The organism is Microbulbifer flavimaris (genome assembly GCF_001641755.2).
Classification (GTDB): Bacteria; Pseudomonadota; Gammaproteobacteria; order Pseudomonadales; family Cellvibrionaceae; genus Microbulbifer; species Microbulbifer flavimaris.
The window spans coordinates 210,162-226,982 of the sequence record NZ_LRFG02000002.1 but is presented as its reverse complement, the minus strand read 5'-3'; the positions used below and the strand labels follow the sequence as shown (position 1 = coordinate 226,982).

Here is a 16,821-nt window from a genome sequence, read left to right as displayed (position 1 = left end):
TACCGGTCTATTTTTCGGCGGCACTGGCTTGCGGTGAAGCACCGCAAGCGGGTCCAACAGTAAGGAGTTAGGATGTTTTCCGGCAGTTTGGTGGCTCTGGCTACCCCAATGTACGCAGATGGCGGCCTGGATTGGGACAGCCTGCACAACCTGGTGGAGTGGCATATCGAACAGGGTACCAACGCCATCGTGGCAGTGGGCACCACCGGCGAATCTGCCACCCTGGATGTGAACGAGCACCTCGAGGTCATTCGTCGCGTGGTCGATCAGGTGGCAGGGCGTATCCCGGTGATCGCCGGGACCGGCGCCAACTCTACGACCGAGGCCATCGAACTGACCGAAACCGCGGCCAGGTGTGGTGCGGATGCCTGCCTGCTGGTAACCCCCTATTACAACAAGCCGACCCAGGAAGGTCTCTTCCAGCATTACAAGACAGTGGCCAAAGCGGTCGCCATCCCGCAGATTCTGTACAACGTGCCGGGCCGCACTGCGGTCGATATGCAGCCAGAGACGGTGCGTCGTCTGGCCGCCATCAGCAACATTGTCGGTATCAAGGAGGCCACCGGCGATCTGGAGCGGGCGCGGGAACTGATCGAGACGCTGCCGGAAAACTTTGCTATCTACTCCGGCGACGATGCCACGGCCCTGGAGCTGATGCTGGCGGGTGGTCATGGCAACGTCAGTGTGACTGCCAACGTCGCTCCGGCCGCAATGGCACAGATGTGTGCAGCGGCGCTGCGCGGTGACGCGGAAACTGCCCGGGCGATCGATCAGCGGATCCAGATTCTGCACAAAGTGCTGTTTGTGGAGTCCAACCCGATACCGGTAAAGTGGGCGTTGCGGGAAATGGGGCATATCGACGGTGGCATCCGCCTGCCGCTGACCAGCCTGTCCCCGGAACATCACGCTACTGTTCGCGAGGCACTGCGCACTGCCGGTGTACTCTGAGTCCTGTCGTCCACCAGCGACAGTGCCGCATATAAGAATTCGATTTAGGAACGCAATAATGACAAGACTGACTGCTGGAGCCGCCCTCTGCATCGCCGGCCTCACATTGAGCGGCTGCGGCGTGTTCGGTGACAACGGCTATTTCCGCGATCGCGGCGACGATTACCAGATGGCCAACAGCCTGCCGCCGCTGCAGTTGCCCGAAGGCGTCGAAGCCAAGAATCAGGAGGAGCTGTACGAGATTCCCCAGGTGGGCAGCGCAGAGCTGGAGCGCGGTGCATTCGAAGTGCCTCGCCCGCAGGCGCTGGCGGTGAACGCAGGCCTGGAGCGGGTGAAGATCCAGAAGCTGGGCAATCGCCGCTGGGTGCTGGTTTCACAGCCGCCAGAAGAGGTCTGGCCGCAGCTGCACTATTTCCTGCGCACCTCCGGTCTGCAGCTGGAGCGCTCCGATGCCACCGCCGGCATCATGGAGACTACCTGGCTGCAGTTTAAGGATTCCCCGGAAACCAAAGACAAGTACCGCTTGCGGGTGGAGTCCGGCGTACAGCCGGATACCACTGAGGTGCACGTTCGCCACCTCTCTGCTCCGGCGGAAACCCCGGCCAGCGCTGCGGTGAGCTGGCCAGAGATGTCCAGCAGCCCCGAGCGTGAGGGCTGGATGATCGATGAAATGTCCACAGCGCTGGCGGCAGACGCAACCGGCGCGGCGGCGTCGCTGGTGGCCCAGGCCATTGGTGGTGGTTCGGTCAAGGTTCAGCTGAAAGAGCCCGCCGGTCGCGAGCCCTTTATCACCCTGGCACTGAGCAAGGATCGTGCCTGGGCCACCGTGGCTCACGCCGTTAACTCCGGCGCTTATCGGTTGCACGAAGAGGACGTCGATACGGGTATTCTCTATGTGACCTACGACGAGGACCGCGAACTCTCTGACGAAGAGGACGATGGTGGCTGGTTCTCCTGGGGCAGCGATGAGGGTGACAGCCTTGCCCAGGAAGCGGAGCAGGTGACCATGCAGCAGGTAGTTGCCAATATCCGCGTCGACCAAGGTGCTGAGCCGGCCCTGTTCCAGAATGTGCAGGGTATCGGCAGCGGTCCGGCGGCGGAGATCCCAGGCTACCTGGTCGTGGTCCGCAGCACCCCTGATCTGGTGGAAGTGCGTGTCCGCGATACCACCGGCCAGCCCCTGAAGCGGGCCAAAGCCTCAGAACTGTTGATGGCCATCCGTCAGAACCTGATCTGATGACGCTCAGGTTCGCGTCACTGGGTAGCGGCAGTAAAGGCAACGGAACACTGGTTCGCAGCGGCGACCACTGCCTGTTGGTGGACTGCGGTTTTACCATCAAGGAAACCGAGCGGCGCATGGCGCGGCTCGGTTTGTCTCCTGCCGACCTGTCGGCCATCCTCGTAACCCACGAGCACAGCGACCACCTCTCCGGCGTGGCGCCGCTGGCGCGCAAGTACGGCCTACCCGTTTTCCTGACGCCCGGCACCCTGCGTGCGCGGGATATCGGCAAGCTACCCCGTGTGCACCTGATTGAGGGCCATCAGCCCTTCGCTGTAGCGGATATCCAGGTCACACCGGTAGCCGTGCCCCATGATGCGCGCGAGGCAGCGCAATTCGTTTTTCGGAGCCGCGGCGCCAGCCTCGGGCTGCTGACTGACCTGGGCACCGTTACGCCCCATGTGGAAACGCACTTTGGCGACTGCGATGCCCTGGTCCTGGAGGCCAACCACGACCCGCAGATGCTGGCCCAGGGACCCTATCCGCCGTCACTGAAGCGACGGGTCGGCGGTGCCTATGGCCACCTCAGCAACCAGCAGGCGGCCGGCTTTCTGCAGAGGGTTGGTTTCGAGCAGCTGCAGCACCTGGTTGTCGCCCATATCAGTGAAAAGAACAACACCCTCGAGCTGGCTCAGCGTGCGCTGGGCGGCGTTGCAGAAGAGGTGGGGAACTGCATCTTTGCCTGCCAGCAGCAGGGGTTTGACTGGCTGCAAGTCGAGAAGTAGAAGAGAGGGCATCACTGCCGGCTGTTTTCGGTCTGTCTGTTGACCTGACACCGCGCCGGCGGGAATCCATTCAGTCCGGGCTCCCGACTGGCAGGTTACGGACAGCCAGCGTATGCGAGTGCGCAACCTGTGACCGAGTGAGTCTGGATAGTTACCGCTGGGGAGAGCGATGGAGACGCTTCTTATCTACCTGTTCGTCGGCGCAGCAGCCGGCACCATTGCCGGCCTATTTGGTGTGGGGGGCGGCCTGATCATCGTGCCCGCGCTGGTGCTGGTTTTCACCGCCCTGGGTATTGCCCCTGAGATCCTCACCCATATGGCAGTGGCCACCTCCCTCGCCACCATTGTCATCACCTCGATCAGTTCAATCCGAACCCATCACCTCAAGGGCGCAGTGGACTGGTCCATCTTTGTCGCCATGACGCCGGGCATCCTGCTCGGTTCCTGGCTCGGTGGTGTGACTGCCCACTTACTGCCAGGTGCCTGGCTGCAGTTGCTTATTGGTGTTTTCGCGCTCGCCATCGCGCTCAAGATGTGGCTCGATGGTTTCCGTCGCGCAAAGCTGGGCGAGAATGGTGAGCATCTGCCTGCAAAGCCGGTACTGGCGGCCGCCGGTGGGTTGATTGGCTGGGCATCAGCCATTTTTGGCATTGGTGGGGGTTCCCTGACCGTGCCTTTCCTGAGTCGCTGCAAAGTGCAGATGCAGCGGGCTGTAGCTACCTCGGCAGCCTGCGGCCTGCCGATCGCCGTTGCCGGCGCCATCAGCTTTGCAATCCAGGGTTGGGGCGAACCCCTATTGCCACCCTGGAGTTCTGGTTATATCTACTGGCCGGCCTTCCTCGGTATCGTGCTGGCCAGCGCTTTCTTCGCCCGTCTCGGAGCACTGCTGGCCCATCGTCTCTCGCCGCAGATGCTGAAAAACTGCTTTGCAGGACTGCTCTGTGTCATCGGCCTGCGTTTTATCTGGCTGAATTTCCACTTGCTGGCTTGAACCATCCTGAAGAGCACTACCCGCGCTGCTCCCGATCATCCTCCGCCTGGCTTCCCTCTTCGGTAAGGGCCGTTTCTCTTCAGGCTGCACAGCCATGGCCAGCGATGATTGCCCGGGGTCGGGGCATAAAAAAAGGCCGCTGTTTCCAGCGGCCTTATTGCATTACGTCCTGTGACGTTCTGCTATCCGGTGCTTCAGATTGCCTTGGCGGGTGCCTCGGCAGGCTCTACCGGTTCTTTCTCTTCACCGTCACCGTGGGTTTCCCAGGCCTTGGACTTGAGGCTGATCAGGGCGATGACCGCGCCGATACCGATGCTGAAGATCGCGATCTGCAGGTACAGTTTCGGCAGTTCGGATACGTTGTTCGGATCGAAGTTGCCTGCCAGCAGGCCGGCAATGATGTTGCCGATGGAGTAGGTGAGTACGAATACACCCATCATCTGGCCGGCAAAGCGGCGCGGTGACAGCTTGCTCACGGCACTCAGGGCTACCGGGCTCAGGCACAGTTCGCCGACAGTGTGCAGGAAGTAAGTGGTTACCAGCCAGTAAGGGGCTACTTTCAGGCCTTCTGCGGCGTACTGGGCAGCGAAGAACATGACGATGAAGCCACTGGCCATGATGATCAGACCGATGGCGCACTTCATGCCGTAAGACGGCGTGATCATGCGCTTGCCGAGATTGATCCACAGCGCCGCGAAGAAGGGCGACAGGATGATGATGAACATCGGATTGACGTTCTGGAACCAGGAAGCGGGGATCTCGAAGGCGCCGATCATACGGTCGGTGTAGTCACGACCGAACAGGTTCAGGGAGGAACCGGCTTGCTCGAAACCAGACCAGAAGCAGGCCGAGGCCACACACACCAGGAACAGTGCCCACATCTTCTTCTTCTCGGAACCACTGAGGTTGCCAGCGAAGTAGATGTACGCGTAATAGGCGAAGAAGATCAGGGTAAAGGCAACAGCTACGTACTGCGCGACCACGACCGGATTGATGGTGATGGCGCCCGTCATGGTCAGGCTGGTGATAACCACTACCGCGGCGACCACTGCCCAGATAGTGCCCCAGGCCTTCTTGGCGCCCTCGGCAGTCATCGGGTGTTCCGGCTTGAGGCTGGCGTCGCCCAGGTTGCCAATGGTCTTGCGGTACTGGATCAGGCCGATTGCCATGCCCACGGCCGCGGCGCCGAAGCCCCAGTGCCAGCCGATCTTCTCACCGAAGTAGCCACAGATCATGTAGCCGAGCACGGAGCCGATATTGATGCCCATATAGTAGAGGGCGTAGCCACTATCACGGCGCACGTCATCGGGCTGATAGAGGTGTCCCACCAGCGCACTGATGTTTGGCTTCAGCAGGCCGGTACCGGTGGCCACCAGAATCAGGCCGATAAAGAAGGTGCTGTCGCTGGGAATGGCCAGCACGATATGGCCACACATAATGATGATGCCGCCATACCAGACGGTACGCTGGCCACCGAGCAGGCGGTCAGCAATCCAGCCGCCGGGCAAGCCGAGGAAATACACCGCACCGGTGTAGAGGCCGTAGATGGCAGTGGCTGCGGCAACAGTGAAGGCCAGGCCCTCCTGCTGCAGGCTGGCGGTCATGAACAGCACGAGCAGGGCGCGCATGCCGTAGTAGCTCATCCGCTCCCACATTTCGGTGAAGAAGAGGGTGGAGAGCCCCTTGGGGTGGCCAAAGAAGCCTTCACTGTTCTGATATGTATTCGACGACATAACCTGTATTCCAGTTGTTATAGCTTTGGTCGAGCCTTTTAGAACCCGGTGCAGGTGACTCTTATCGGTCGCTCTTTCACACCTGGCTAACGAGACTGCGGAAGCTGCTGGCTGGGCTGGCAGCTGCCACAACAAGACCCCGGAGTGTACCAGCTGCTCGATAGGCAGGCGAATCGTTACAAATGAAACGGGGTGATTTGTCGCATTCGGGTTCACAGCGGCAAAATTTAGTGGTAAATCCTGTAACACCATGTGTTCACAGGGGAATATAACGATGAAAGCCCCGGTTACCCTGGTGCTGGCAGCGTTGCTGCTCAGCGCCTGCACCACTACATTGCCCACGTCTGAAGCGCCTCTGGATGTGTCCGCCCCGCTGTCCGGAAGCGCTCTGCTTGGCGAGCCTGTTGACCCGGCGGCTCTGCCTGATATGGACCTGCTGTCCCTGACCCCCGAGATCCGCGAGCTCCTCGCGGGAGTTGCCCCGGGCAGGAGTCCGCATGCCAGGCTCGCCGCGTTGATCCGCGCCTTCGATGAGCGGTCGCTGCACGTGAACTACGAGGCAGATGCCACACTCACGGCTGCCCAGACTTTCCACCAGCAGCGGGGCAACTGCCTTGCTTTCACGCTGATGATGGTGGCTATGGCCAGGGAACTTGGGGCGGATGCCTATTTCAATGAGGTGGACGTGCCGCCTGTCTGGGACAGTGACGATGACCAGACCTTTGTGGTCTACCGCCATATCAATATGGTCTCCGAGAGCCGTCGTGGCAGGCGGGTGGTGGACTTCAATATGGAAGCCTATGACCCGCTCTACGACCAGCGGCGACTGGATGACCGGGAGGCGTTTGCGCAGTTTTACAGCAATCGTGGTGTGGAGCTGATGCAGGTGGGGCAAATGGAGAACGCCTTTTTACACCTGCGCAAGGCGCTTGACCTGAAACCGGGCTCCGCTGACCTGTGGGCCAACCTTGGTGCGCTGTACAGCCGTGCAGGTCATCGTGCCGAGGCCGAGTCCAGCTATCGCCAGGCCCTCGCGCTCAATAGTGGCCACCTTGTTGCCATCAGCAATCTGGAGCGCCTCTATCGGGCCGGGGGGCGGACCCAGCTGGCAGAAACCTACGCTGCCCGTGCCCGCTATCACCGGGCGCGCAATCCTTATTATCTCTACCAGCAGGCTCGTGAAGCCTATGAGGTAGGGCAGTACGAGGATGCCAAAAAGCAGCTGAAAAAGGCGCTGCGGCAGTACCAGGACGACCACCGCTTTCACTTTTTGATGGGGCTGACCAACCTGCGCCTTGGCGATACCGACAGTTCGAAAGACAGCTTGCGAACTGCCTTTGCCCTCACCAAGACGGATGGAGCGCGTGCAGCTTACCTACGCAAATTACAGTTTCTGAAAGAGGAAAGCCTGGCGGCACACTAGCGCCGGGGCATTTGTTTCAGTAGTTGGTGATGATCGGGGAAACCTGTTTTGAGTTGGTTCTCTGCCAGAGTTTTCGAGAAGAGCTCCGTTCCAGACAGGCGATCCAGCTCCTGAGTCATTTGTTCGATGCCGTGATTTCGTAACCTGCAGCAGCGCACGTACTTTTTTAACACTGCACGCATTGAACTGCCTTTTTCCCTGAGCTGACTGTCCACATTCAGGAAATACACTGCACCGCCCCAGTACATGGTGGGGTATTCTGAGTTAGCGCGCAGTTTCAGTGCAGCTGCAGCAAAGGGCTGATTGTCGTAACGGTAGCGTTTTGCAGCGCGCTCCACACGGACCCGGTACCGGGCCTGCGCCTGCTCCGGGGTCAGAATGCCCATTTCCTGCATGACCTGGAATTGCATGAAACTCGCAAAACCCTCGGCATACCAGGCGTGCTTCCGGCCAAGATAGGGGATTAGCAGGTGGCTGAGTTCGTGGGGAGCGGTCCAGTCATCCAGAAAGGCCTGGAGCGGATAATCGGGGTCCACATGGAAATTGACACCCTGAACACGGCTCCGACGGGTATTGGCCCAGGGTACGGGCTCGCGGGCGCTGTCCCGGCGGTAGAAAAATATATGCACGTCAAAAGGGAATGCTGCCACATGTTGCTCTACGGCCTCCGTGGTCGTGCTGATCCAGCGTTTGAGCTTGGCCTGTTCCTGCGCTGTGAATGAATCCTCCCAGTGCCAGACCAGCTCCGCCCTGGCGGGGGAAATGACCAGAAACAGGAGCAGCAGCCACAATGGGCGACATCCACCGGAGAAGCTGTAGTGCGTGCGGGTCTCAGGGCGTCCTCGTGACATGAAGTACTCCGAGCTAGAGGGGCTCATGTACACAAGTTAGCGGATTCGCTGGCCGAGATAAATTCCGGCACAAAAAAGGGGGCGCCAATGGCGCCCCCTCTTGGTCAGCTTCGAGTGAAGCACCGTTGCCTAGAACTGGTAAGAGAACCCAGCCCAGGCGTAACGGCCCTTGAAGTCGTAGCTGCTGTTCCAGTCGCCGTAACCGGAAGTATCTTCCGGCTCTTCGTCTGCAACATTGTCGATACCGGCGGAGAGGCGCATGGCATCGCTCACGTCCCAGCCTGCCTTCAGGTTCAGGTAGGTCATGGCGTCGACCGGCTTGTAGGCGCTTTCGCCATCGCTCAGGTACTGTACCTCAGCACCGGCTTCCCAGTCGTTGCCGTACCACATGGCGCTGGCCAGACCACGCCAGTCTACGTACAGGCCACCGGTGGTGCCCACGTAGTTGACGTAGTCAGACTCAGTACCGGACTGCTCGTTGTACTCCATGTACTCCAGCAGGTGGGTGGCCTGGGCGCGCAGCGCCAGCTGGCCAGCGTCGAAGTAGAAATTTTTGGTCACATCCAGATCGATACCGCGGGTATCGATCTGACCGATGTTCATCTTCGCGCCTTCCAGTTTCACGATCTGGTCACCGGCACCGCGGGTCACGAACTGACACGCGCTGGCAACGCCGTCACGGAAACAGTCGTCGAGGATGCGCTGCAGATCCGGAGAGGTGATGGCGTCTTCTACCTGGATGTCGAAATAATCCAGGGTGATGGACAGGTCCTCAACGAATGCCGGGGTCCACACCACACCAGCGGTGAAGGTCTTGGCTTCTTCCGGCTGCAGGTCCTCGTTGCCGCCGATATTGGTTGGCACCTGGTTGCCGGCCTGAGCGAAGCCCGGGCCGACCATGTCACAGTTGGCGCCCTGGCCCTGGGCGTTGCTCGCACTGGTATCGCAGGGATCGATCAGGAACTCGTAGCTCTGGGCGGAACCGCTGAACAGCTCATACACGCCCGGGGCGCGGAACGCGGTAGACAGGCTGGTGCGGAAACGCAGGTCTTCGATCGGGGCGTAAACCAGGCCCAGCTTGCCGGTGCTCTGGCCACCAAAGGTGCTGAAGTCGGAATAGCGTACCGCTACGTCAGCAGACAGCTCCTCGGCAAACTTGGCGCCTTCGAGGATCGGCAGGTTGAATTCTGCAAAGACCTCGGCCACATCGTACTCGCCGCCGGTAGCATCCTGCTGGTTACCGAACGTCTCGCCGCTCTGGGTTTCCGGGCTCGGGTTGAACTCGCCGGATTCCTCGCGGTATTCGATACCGGTTGCGAAGCCCAGTGCGCCGCCCTGGAACTGTACCGACTCGATATCACCGGACAGGGACGCACCCAGGTTCACCAGCTCGTACTCGTTGTCTTCCAGGTCATCGTACTTGAAGTATTCGATGATTTCCGGGCTCATGCCACCAGCGAACTGGTAGTCCAGGCCGGCTTCACCACTGAAGATCTCGTCCAGGCGGGTCTTGTTGTAGGAGTTGGAGGTGGAGTTCTCACCTTCGTTACGGCCGTAGCTCGCGAAGGTGTCCCAGCTCCAGCCATTGGCCAGGTCGCCACGCAGGCCACCGGCGATACGGAAGGTATCGGTGGTCTGCTCGTAGTCACGGGTGCCGCCGTCAACCGGGCGGATACGGAAGTCGCTGAAGCCGTCTACCCAGCTCTCGCCAGGGAACGGATTGACGGAATCTTCCGGATCGCTGCCTGCGGCAACCCACGCATCGTAGGCTTCCTGCCACTTGGCCTGCAGTTCGCTCTGAATCCCTGCCGGCAGGTGCTGCTCTGGGTTCAGGGCGAAGCCATTACCGGAGTACATCGGCTGAGCAGCCAGCTGCTGGTTGGTGGTCTTGTTGGTGTAGCTGAACTCACCAAATGCCTCGACTGCGTCGGTCAGGGAGTAGGTGCCGGACAGATTGACGCTGGTGCGCTCCATGGAGCCGGACAGCCACATGAACTGGCCGATGTCGTAGGATGAATAGGGGTTCAGGGTGACACCGTCTTCGGCAACGGAAAAGTTGCCATAGTTGGTGAGGATGTTGCCGTTCGGCGCCATGGAGCTGAACAGGCCAGCCCATTCGCGATCGTTGTAGGTGATTTCGTCGCGAACGCTGTGGGTCAGGTTACCGATGAAGTTGCCGCGGGCGCCTTCATTGCCGAAGGTGAACGACACTTCACCGTTCTCACCACCACCTTCGGTGGTAGCACCGGTACGGGCGTTGACGCGCAGACCCTCAAAGGAATCCTTCATCACCACGTTGATAACACCGGCGACAGCATCGGAACCGTAAACGGCGGAAGCGCCGTCAGTCAGAACCTCAATACGGTCGATCATATCTACCGGGATATTGTTCATATCCACAGCAGAGCTGACGCCGGAGGCAGAGGAAACAAAACGACGACCGTTAACCAGCACCAGGGTGCGGGCGGAGCCGAGGTTGCGCAGGTCGACAAAGGACAGGCCCTGGCCACCGTTGTTATCGTTGGAGTTGATGCCGGTTGTGCCCATGGAGGGCAGGTCGTTCAGCAGCTCGTCGATGGTGCCAACGCCGGAACGCTGGATCGCCTCAGAGTCAACGATGGTGATGGGGCCAGTGGTGGACAGCGGATCCCGTGCAATTCGGGAACCGGTCACGATCACTTCTTCAACGGCCGGACCGGGTACAGCGTCCTGGGCCACCACGCCAGTAGAGGCGATGGTACCGAGAGCGGCGATGGCTACGCTCAGCTTGGTCTTATTCATATTGCATCCTTCTTATGTACTTTGGGGGTACTAATAATGCGTTTATCTTTATGCGTCATTTTTAGCGCGACGTGACTTTAGTTCATCAAAAATGATTAGTGAACTAACGTGACACACGTGAAGCTCATGACTCTTGCGGAAGTTGTGTGATTTATGGGCGTGATGCGTATAAAGTGTGCGCTTAAGATGCGGCGTGTCATTTCTAAAAACATATTGTTATGACAGCTTTATGAAAAAAGGCGCTATCTGGGGATGATTTTTCTTTTTGTTGACACTGGATGCGGATCGTCGAAAAGGCTAAAAAATGAGCGCTTTGCGAGTGCAGGAAGATTGCTTGCCGCCTTCAGTATGAAAGGCGGCAGCGGAAAGAAGCTGCCAGCTTGGGAGCGTGAAGACGGCCAAAGCCGCACTCCCAGCTTGTGCGATGACGTGTTCTCGGGCGCAAGCTTGTAATTGGCTGCGCGGGTCGGCTCAGGCCAGGCTCTCCTTGACGCCGTCGAGGAAAAGCTGAACGGACAGCATTACCAGCACCATTCCCATTAGTCGCTCAACAGCGATCAACCCACGGTTACCGAGCAAGCGGGCTAATGGTGCAGACATCAGCAGGATCACCGCAGAAACGCCCCAGGCGCCAAGCAGGGCCAGTGTCCAGTCCATCAGGCGCTCCCCCTCACTATTAGTCATCAGCATGAGGATGGCCATGGTGGATGGGCCTGCCACCAGTGGTACCGCCAGTGGTACGAAAAACGGCTCCCCCTCAAGCCGTTCGCCCATGATGCCGCCCGGGATCGGAAAGACCATGCGAATGGCAATCAGGAACAGAATGATGGCACCGGCGATCCGAATAGCTTCCTGGGAGAGGCCAAGCCAAGCAAGCAGGAATCTGCCGCCATACAGGAATACCAGGAGCACGATCAGCGCGAAGATCAGTTCGCGCATGATCACGTAGAGTTGCCGTCGCTGGGGGACATTCTTCAGTGCCGCCAGAAACACCGGAATGTTACCAAGGGGGTCCATGACAAAGAGTAGGGTCAGAAAGGCTGTCAGAAGATCCATTTAACGTCCAGATGCTGCGTGACCATTGGGTGTCAAGAGCAAGAGTAGCAGCCTGTAGTTTGGACAAACAGCCGACGTTCTGTTGGTGCTGGGGGTGCGATTCAGCACCCCCGGGAGCTGGAGCAGGGGGATAGCTTATTGATTAGCCAGGATGAGCTGGAGCTCCTGCGCCTTTTGATCATAAAGATAGAAGCGCTGATCGCTGTCGCTGACGTTGACCTGGAGCGTCCAGCTCTCTTGTTGGTTGTCTGAGCTCAAGACCTCGAAATCGTAGCCGGAGAACTCAGTGAGCAGCGTTTTGAACACCTGCTTTTCCTTGCTGTCACCGGCGAGAAAGACATAAGCTTCCGGTGTGCCCTCCAAGACCAATGCAAAAGGGGCTCCCCCATCAACAGGAATGAGGGCTTCCTTAATCGCACGTTCTTTTGCTGTGTACAGTGTCGTTTCGTCCTGGCCATTCAGGGCGACTGCCACCAGTCTGTCCGGCGCTGCTTGGCTTTTTGCCTGCTTGAGAGCATAAAGCTTGTCAGATGTTGCCGATAGGGCCAGAAGGGAGCTGCTTGATTTGCTGGCCAGAGGAACCCAATTACGTTCACTCCGAATGTGGCGTAGCTTTTTTCCGCCACTACTAAACCCTGACGCAAACTTTAGCTGGCCTTGTGGTGTAGTAATCACTTGAGAGGAGAGACCTGGCGCCTCTATGGTGAAATTGCTTGTGCGACCGGTATAGATGTTGAGGGTCGTGAGGATCTTCTCACGTTTATCCCAGATACCCTCGCTACCCCAGGGCTCATAGGCAATCAGAATTGAGTCTTCTTCCTCCGGTAGTAAACTGACCACCTCCACATTTGCCCGCATAAACTTTCGCCGCTTCACATGGCTGCCAGTCTGGCGTTCTCCAGCGTTGATACCGAAGAGCAGGGTCGAGCGTGAGCCGTCTGCGTTGACACCGAAGAGTTCAGTATAGGTCTGCGGGCGCGTGGTTTGCCCTCCGCTGCGCTCAATTTCAATAACAAGCCTTTCCGAAGTCGCCCAGAAATGGCTCAGAACACGAATTTCAGCGGGGAAAGACTCCATGTGGGCCGGCTTGAAGCTTGCCCTGTCGAGGATGACGAGCGTATCACGGCCCTCAGATTGGGAAATCACCGACATTTTTCTCCCGTCTGGTGAGAGTGTCAGATCTCGATAGCTTATGCTGGATCGTTCCGCACTAGCTGCGACTGAAAAAAATACGGTGAGTAGAGTCCAAATGAAGGCAAGTCGTTTTGGGGATGTATTCGTCACGATGTTGTAACCTATCAGCGATCAAGAGGGTGAACATTATTACTTGGGGGTAATGTCTCTTAGACGCCTCCTGATAGCTGATTGGATGCACACCAGGTCAAAATCAGCTAGGAAGGGCCTTTAATGCACTAATGATGGTCTGTTCTGCCCCCTTTTCTCCAGACAGCTGATCGAACCACTCCTTCGCTTCAGCGATTTCTGCGCGATGCTCCTCGAGAATGGCCTGATAACGCTCGGATCGGAGAGCGGGGTTATAGGCTCTCTGGGCGTTCTTGGAATCACTCTGGTAGACGGGTGAAAGCCGGATTGAGTTAATCTTATCTTCCGGAATGCCGAGAGACAGGAAGCTATCGATTCGCATCAAAGTGGATTCTGGGTGCGAGAAAAGGTCCTCTGAATAGACCGGCAGGAGTTTGTCACCGAAATCTCTCAGAAGACGGAGAAGCTGCTGGTGCTGGATATGCCAGAGTGCTACGACGGTTTTGATATGGGAGAGCTCGTAAAAGTGCGTTGATGTCATCCATGGCTCTCGGTTCAAGTCCCTGCCGAAAACTGTCGCCAGCGTCGGAATCGTCCCTTTGGTTTCCTGCGGTTTATTGATGTTGGCGCAAATATAGGTATCAAGGTCGGTATAGAGATAAACGCCCCTTGTATCATCATCCAGCGAGAGCAAGTCTCCAATCAGATTATTGGATACATTGGAGGGCTTGATGACGGGAACTTCGTCCTGTAGATAGCTTTTGCCAACGAGAGCGGCGATGCGCCGGATAAATGGACGCCAGTCAGATTCCGAAAAGTTGTTACTAAAAATAAGCTGGCGTTTGATATCGGCGACTTCCCGTAAAATCCATGGTTCGCGAATACCGAGGCTCACCCCTGGGCTATGCAACGCGCGCGATGCGAATGTAGAGCCTGTAAAAGATGGGTGAAAAATATACTTGGGCGTTTTCCTCCTATAGGCGCCTGAGTCAAGGATTTTGTCCAGGGAGCTTCTGGGCACCTCAAAGTACTCATTCAGGCCGTCCTTAATACGCATATCCAGAAAGGCTGAATTCTTGTAAGACTTGGCTGAGACATGTTGAAAAATATAGACATCTTTAGTGATGTCTATTTTTTGTAACAAGTAATTTGGTGAATAAAGGAGGTTTTCAAGGGTCGTAGTTGTCATAGGGTTCCGGTCAAATCTGAGTGGGGATTCCACGGCGTTCTAGGTCGTCTATAAGAGGGGCTAAATGATCAATAAAATTTTGGTACTTGCCAACAGAATTGGTGTTGATGGCCTCGCGAACCTGATGTGAGCTGGCTGTCATAACCGGACGACGGGCCTTATGTGGTGAAAGGCATGATTCTTCAAAATCAAAGCCAAGTCTAGCGAGAAGCTTGCCAATTTCCCGCTCCGGGTTGGAAACTAGTTCTTCATACTTGACTTCTATCAACCTGTTTCCAAGGGTGCTTCTCCAGAAATTCATTAATTTCGAGTATGCAGCATAGTAACCTGCTAGATCCATGAGGGAATACGAAAACTGATACTGCGAGGCAAATAACTGTTTGAACATGGCAAAGCAGCTGTCTACAGGAGATCTCGTGATATGAACGAGTTTCGCCTCAGGGAGCTGCTGCGCGATCACGCCAAGATACAAGTAGTTATGCGGGAGCTTGTCTATCATCCAGGGCTTGTTGGAGCGCAAGTAACGCGTACGGTCTAAATATGTTTTGTGAAGGTCGATGCCTTCTGTTGCTACAGCTTTTCCAATCTGAAAACCCGTCAGGTGAGGTGTGCTGTAATGCTCCTTCAAGGCTGCTTCAATAGTCTGCAGTTCGCCTGCGCTGGATATCTGAGTGTGTGAGGAGAGAATCTGGTCGAGCAATGAAGTACCCGAGCGGGGTAAGCCGGTAATAAAAATACAGCCCTCCCCCGATTTGTTATCATGCTTGGTCAGTATTGCCCCCGAATTGATTGATCTTTCTGAGGTGGCAATGATGTCGTCGATAATTCTCTCATCTATGTCGATACGATAATTTAGGCGTTGCCTGACAATGGATGAGGCGGCCTGGTAATAGGCAAAGGACTCATCCCAGTATTTCAGGTCCTCTAGCTGCTTTGCAATTGCAAATTGATAGAACACAGTATTATGTGGCTCTAAATTCCTTTGCCTGATGTTTTCTTTCATTGTCTCGATATGTGAAAAATCGCTAGCCTTCTGTATTTTTGCAAGCTGCCAGTGGGCTCTTTGGTTATGAGGCTCGATTTCAATTATCTTTCTAAAGTAGTTCTTGGCGCGGTCAATGTTTCCTAGGTGCAGATTGCAGATTGCAAGATTGCTAAGCGCTCCTGTTGGCGCCGCTGCTAGAGACGCCGCAGACTCCAGGTAGGGGAGTGCCATATCTGGTCGTCCAGTATGACTAAAAATGGTTCCTGCCATATCCAGAAAGTAGAAATCTTTCTCAGGTTTTGGTGCTTTGGCGGCGATCGCAAATGCCTGGTCACTCCTTCGTTTTAATAACTTGCAACGAGCCAGGAATAGTGCGGCCTCATACCTTTCAGGGTATTTAGCTGAAAGGTCTTGAAGTATCGGTTCGGCAATGAGTAGCCTGCCTAGAAAGAAATTTGCCAGCGCAAAATAATAGTCCAGCTCCTCGTCTAGACCCGGGGATAGTTTTTCTCTCTTGAATATTTTCAAGATTTCTTGCCAATCCTGCCTCTGCAGGAGCTGTTCGATCCTGTTTTTGACCCTGTTCAGTTCAGGCAACTTTCTTCCCCAGGATTAGCCAGGCGCAATTCTCTCCAGAATCGGCGAATGGTAGTTTTACAAATCTTTTCAGCTGAATGCCGCTGCCCGAGAGCGCAGACTCCAGTTTTGCTGCCTGACAGTCGTCAATGGCTGCACGACACATCGACTCCATACGCCCTGAGTACGCCTCCAGTTCAATCCTCATGAGGTCGAGCCAGCCAAGCACTTCTTTAGGGTCATAGTTCTGTGAGTTTCTGGAAATTCGAGCTACGTCAGTAAAGATTTTATCCAGAGTGCCACCTGCAATTCCCCGGCCGTACTTTTTAATAAGGTCGGCAGTAGTCTTTATCGAGGGTTTTGCACACTCAAAGGCTAGATCGATATCTTCCTGGGGCGATCCGCGTTTCATTTTTGTTTCAAGCAGGTCAAGCGAACGATCGATAAATTGACTTTCCCTGAATTGCTTAATTGCGGCGTAGTTTGCCTCGCACTCTTTATGAATGCCGCCTCCAGCGAGATGGGCTATTACCATCAGTGTGCCTTCTGGCTCCAGTACTCGGCATGCCTCAAGAAAAGCTTTCTCACCGGCATATTCAATACCAAACTGGCTGGTAATCAGGTTAAAAGAAGAATCCTCAAAAGGCAGCTTGGATGCGTCACAAGCCTGGGTCTTGACGGAGGGTATCTTGCCTTTTATCGCGTCAAGGGCTGCTTCCGAGATATCAATACAGGTTATTTCATGCGGACGATCACCAAAGGCACTTGTCGCCATCTGCGCCACAATGCCATAGCCCGATGCAATGTCCAGCATCCTCACAGCTTGGTATTCAAGCCCTTCGAAGCCTTCTCTCCATTGCCGAGTAAGGACGTGGCTCTCGGTCTCTCCCTCCTTATAGGTTGAGGATTGACGCGTACCTTTCCAGTAAGTATCCCAGGGGTTTGTGGGAGATTCGGTGTCGGACGTTAGACCGCTACGAGTTCGGTTGTTCTTTCTCATAGTCTTACAGCAGTTGGATTT

Annotated in this window: 13 protein-coding genes; 5 read left to right on the top strand and 8 right to left on the bottom strand. The window is 56.4% G+C overall.

Annotated elements, in window-relative coordinates; genetic code table 11:
* Nucleotides 1-72: 72 nt before the first annotated feature.
* The 4 genes from dapA to AWR36_RS05785 all read left to right on the top strand — a co-directional run bounded on the left by dapA (nt 73) and on the right by AWR36_RS05785 (nt 3,943).
* Complete coding sequence (gene dapA / locus AWR36_RS05800) at nt 73-948, top strand: 4-hydroxy-tetrahydrodipicolinate synthase (protein ID WP_067082425.1); 876 nt, start codon at nt 73-75, stop codon at nt 946-948.
* A gap of 58 nt (nt 949-1,006) precedes the next feature.
* A complete protein-coding gene (bamC, locus tag AWR36_RS05795; protein ID WP_067082421.1) occupies nt 1,007-2,185 on the top strand; it encodes an outer membrane protein assembly factor BamC in 1,179 nt (392 codons plus the stop codon).
* The gene (locus AWR36_RS05790; RefSeq protein ID WP_067082419.1) at nt 2,185-2,952 is read left to right on the top strand and encodes an MBL fold metallo-hydrolase; all 768 of its coding nucleotides are present in this window, start codon (nt 2,185-2,187) and stop codon (nt 2,950-2,952) included. The genes bamC and AWR36_RS05790 overlap by 1 nt, the downstream gene beginning before the upstream one ends.
* Nucleotides 2,953-3,121: 169 nt before the next feature.
* Complete coding sequence (locus tag AWR36_RS05785) at nt 3,122-3,943, top strand: sulfite exporter TauE/SafE family protein (RefSeq protein WP_067082416.1); 822 nt, start codon at nt 3,122-3,124, stop codon at nt 3,941-3,943.
* A gap of 194 nt (nt 3,944-4,137) precedes the next feature.
* Here AWR36_RS05785 and AWR36_RS05780 read toward each other — a convergent pair whose 3' ends face one another.
* Nucleotides 4,138-5,676 carry a peptide MFS transporter gene (locus AWR36_RS05780; protein WP_067082412.1) on the bottom strand — a complete coding sequence of 513 codons (1,539 nt, stop codon included), beginning with the start codon at nt 5,674-5,676 and terminating at the stop codon, nt 4,138-4,140.
* 274 nt (nt 5,677-5,950) lie between these two features.
* Between AWR36_RS05780 and AWR36_RS05775 the strand changes: the two genes are divergently transcribed.
* Complete coding sequence (locus tag AWR36_RS05775; protein ID WP_067104537.1) at nt 5,951-7,099, top strand: tetratricopeptide repeat protein; 1,149 nt, start codon at nt 5,951-5,953, stop codon at nt 7,097-7,099.
* On the opposite strand, the gene AWR36_RS05770 is transcribed toward AWR36_RS05775, so the two are convergent.
* The 7 genes from AWR36_RS05770 to AWR36_RS05740 all read right to left on the bottom strand — a co-directional run bounded on the left by AWR36_RS05770 (nt 7,096) and on the right by AWR36_RS05740 (nt 16,800).
* Nucleotides 7,096-7,950: a M1 family metallopeptidase gene (locus AWR36_RS05770; RefSeq protein ID WP_141398477.1), complete on the bottom strand. Its 855-nt coding sequence runs from the start codon at nt 7,948-7,950 to the stop codon at nt 7,096-7,098. The genes AWR36_RS05775 and AWR36_RS05770 overlap by 4 nt on opposite strands.
* A 129-nt stretch (nt 7,951-8,079) precedes the next feature.
* Nucleotides 8,080-10,731, bottom strand: a complete 2,652-nt coding sequence (locus tag AWR36_RS05765) for a TonB-dependent receptor plug domain-containing protein (RefSeq protein WP_067082405.1) — start codon at nt 10,729-10,731, stop codon at nt 8,080-8,082.
* A 471-nt stretch (nt 10,732-11,202) separates the two neighbouring features.
* Entirely contained in the window at nt 11,203-11,787 is a 585-nt protein-coding gene (locus AWR36_RS05760; RefSeq protein ID WP_067082402.1) for a MarC family protein, read from the bottom strand.
* Nucleotides 11,788-11,922: 135 nt separating this feature from the next.
* Nucleotides 11,923-12,939, bottom strand: coding sequence for a hypothetical protein (locus AWR36_RS05755; protein ID WP_067082399.1), 1,017 nt, complete (start codon nt 12,937-12,939; stop codon nt 11,923-11,925).
* Between the two features lie 235 nt (nt 12,940-13,174).
* Nucleotides 13,175-14,239, bottom strand: a complete 1,065-nt coding sequence (locus AWR36_RS05750; protein ID WP_067082396.1) for a hypothetical protein — start codon at nt 14,237-14,239, stop codon at nt 13,175-13,177.
* Nucleotides 14,240-14,249: 10 nt separating this feature from the next.
* Nucleotides 14,250-15,821 (bottom strand): tetratricopeptide repeat-containing sulfotransferase family protein, encoded by a 1,572-nt coding sequence (locus AWR36_RS05745; RefSeq protein ID WP_067082394.1) that lies wholly within the window; start codon nt 15,819-15,821, stop codon nt 14,250-14,252.
* Entirely contained in the window at nt 15,814-16,800 is a 987-nt protein-coding gene (locus AWR36_RS05740) for a class I SAM-dependent methyltransferase (RefSeq protein ID WP_255353978.1), read from the bottom strand. Before AWR36_RS05740 ends, AWR36_RS05745 begins: the two co-directional genes overlap by 8 nt.
* Nucleotides 16,801-16,821 lie beyond the last annotated feature (21 nt).

Excerpts from the sequence above, each read along its gene's own strand:
- dapA (WP_067082425.1), top strand. The coding sequence starts at position 73 with ATGTTTTCCGGCAGTTTGGTGGCTCTGGCTACCCCAATGTACGCAGAT.
- bamC (WP_067082421.1), top strand. The coding sequence starts at position 1,007 with ATGACAAGACTGACTGCTGGAGCCGCCCTCTGCATCGCCGGCCTCACA.
- AWR36_RS05790 (WP_067082419.1), top strand. The coding sequence starts at position 2,185 with ATGACGCTCAGGTTCGCGTCACTGGGTAGCGGCAGTAAAGGCAACGGA.
- AWR36_RS05785 (WP_067082416.1), top strand. The coding sequence starts at position 3,122 with ATGGAGACGCTTCTTATCTACCTGTTCGTCGGCGCAGCAGCCGGCACC.
- AWR36_RS05780 (WP_067082412.1), bottom strand. The coding sequence starts at position 5,676 with ATGTCGTCGAATACATATCAGAACAGTGAAGGCTTCTTTGGCCACCCC.
- AWR36_RS05775 (WP_067104537.1), top strand. The coding sequence starts at position 5,951 with ATGAAAGCCCCGGTTACCCTGGTGCTGGCAGCGTTGCTGCTCAGCGCC.
- AWR36_RS05770 (WP_141398477.1), bottom strand. The coding sequence starts at position 7,950 with ATGTCACGAGGACGCCCTGAGACCCGCACGCACTACAGCTTCTCCGGT.
- AWR36_RS05765 (WP_067082405.1), bottom strand. The coding sequence starts at position 10,731 with ATGAATAAGACCAAGCTGAGCGTAGCCATCGCCGCTCTCGGTACCATC.
- AWR36_RS05760 (WP_067082402.1), bottom strand. The coding sequence starts at position 11,787 with ATGGATCTTCTGACAGCCTTTCTGACCCTACTCTTTGTCATGGACCCC.
- AWR36_RS05755 (WP_067082399.1), bottom strand. The coding sequence starts at position 12,939 with ATGTCGGTGATTTCCCAATCTGAGGGCCGTGATACGCTCGTCATCCTC.
- AWR36_RS05750 (WP_067082396.1), bottom strand. The coding sequence starts at position 14,239 with ATGACAACTACGACCCTTGAAAACCTCCTTTATTCACCAAATTACTTG.
- AWR36_RS05740 (WP_255353978.1), bottom strand. The coding sequence starts at position 16,800 with ATGAGAAAGAACAACCGAACTCGTAGCGGTCTAACGTCCGACACCGAA.